Source organism: Endozoicomonas sp. SESOKO4, assembly GCF_024606275.1.
In genome coordinates this window covers 1-1,278 of record NZ_JAHHPS010000528.1, presented here as the reverse complement: position 1 = coordinate 1,278, position 1,278 = coordinate 1, and the positions used below count along the sequence as shown (strand labels likewise).

General features: G+C 43.9%; 4 protein-coding genes. 3 read left to right on the top strand and 1 reads right to left on the bottom strand.

Annotated elements, in window-relative coordinates; all coding sequences use genetic code 11:
• From KDK16_RS10325 to KDK16_RS10315, 3 genes are all read left to right on the top strand, one after another.
• The coding region (locus tag KDK16_RS10325; RefSeq protein ID WP_373690976.1) for a transposase at positions 1–190 on the top strand (190 nt) is incomplete at its 5' end.
• Between the two features lie 94 nt (positions 191–284).
• Positions 285–527, top strand: coding sequence for a type II toxin-antitoxin system Phd/YefM family antitoxin (locus KDK16_RS10320; protein ID WP_257275990.1), 243 nt, complete (start codon positions 285–287; stop codon positions 525–527).
• The gene (locus KDK16_RS10315; RefSeq protein ID WP_257275988.1) at positions 524–787 is read left to right on the top strand and encodes a Txe/YoeB family addiction module toxin; all 264 of its coding nucleotides are present in this window, start codon (positions 524–526) and stop codon (positions 785–787) included. Before KDK16_RS10320 ends, KDK16_RS10315 begins: the two co-directional genes overlap by 4 nt.
• On the opposite strand, the gene KDK16_RS10310 is transcribed toward KDK16_RS10315, so the two are convergent.
• Positions 778–966 (bottom strand): hypothetical protein, encoded by a 189-nt coding sequence (locus KDK16_RS10310; RefSeq protein ID WP_257275986.1) that lies wholly within the window; start codon positions 964–966, stop codon positions 778–780. The two genes, KDK16_RS10315 and KDK16_RS10310, sit on opposite strands and share 10 nt — an antisense overlap.
• Between the last annotated feature and the right edge of the window lie 312 nt (positions 967–1,278).

Here is a 1,278-nt window from a genome sequence, read left to right as displayed (position 1 = left end):
GATGAGAGAAGACGAGTGTCGCATCCGAAGAAATGACGGAGCAGAAATTTTAGCAGGCTTTAGACATATTGCAGTCAATCTGCTGAACAACACGAAAACCTTCAAAGCAGGTCTGAAGAGAAAACAAAAGAAAGCAGCTATGAGTACATGCTATCTGGCTGAAGTCCTTGCTGGGCAGGCACTTTCATGATTTTGCCGTGGCGCGCACTCTTCTCGACTAGGCAGAGTCAAAGAATACGTACTATATTACGTACGCTGATAGTGAAAGAATCAGGAGAAAACCCATGAGCAGATACAGTGCCAGCGAAGCCCGTGCAAATCTGTACAGGCTGATTGATGAAACCGCCCAAAACCATAAACCAGTTCTCATTACCGGCAAACGGAATAATGCCGTAATGGTATCTGAAGAAGACTGGAGTGCTATTCAGGAAACACTTCACCTGCTCAATGTACCAGCTATGCGAGAATCCATCCGTGAAGGATTAGCCAGTGATATTTCAGAATGCAGTGAGGAACCCGGCTGGTGAGTTGGAAATTAATTTACACCCGGCAGGCCCAAAAAGATGCAAAGAAAATCTCAGCAGCAGACCTCAAAAACAAAGTAGAAGACTTGCTGCAAATACTGGCGATCAATCCATATCAAACGCCACCACCCTATGAAAAGCTGATTGGTGATCTGAGTGGAGCATTATCACGGAGAATTAATATCCAGCACTGGCTGGTTTATCAGGTACTTAAAAAAGAGAAGACCGTTAAAATTATCAGGATGTGGACACATTACGAATAGTTGGTCATTGCCTTCAACGGCTTTTCAAGATACTGCTGTTGTTCAGAAACAAATTGATTATCAGACTGATTGATCTGCTGTTCGAGTAGCAGGGAAAAATTATGAACCCCCCTGAAATTATTGCCCTGTAGCTTATATTTTTTTCTTTTTAATGCGTCCATGGTCTTATAACTGCCCATCAGGATAAGACCTCAGCATGAATGCTCACGATTTGATTTCACAACTCTCTATTATCAGTGACCCTCGCCAAGCATGGTAAGTCGGCCACAAACTAACAGACTAACAGACATCCTTTTTCTGACCATCTGTGCTGTCATTGTCGGCGCAGAAGACTGGGGTGAGTGAGTACGATCAGCCCAGAAGTGTTTAATTGACTGGATGCTGGCGGTCAAAGGCAATAAGGGTAAACTTGAAAAGGCCTTCGATCATCACTTCTCTTTGGAGAAGCTGAACCAATGGCAGAGTGACACATCGAGAATAAGCTTCACTGG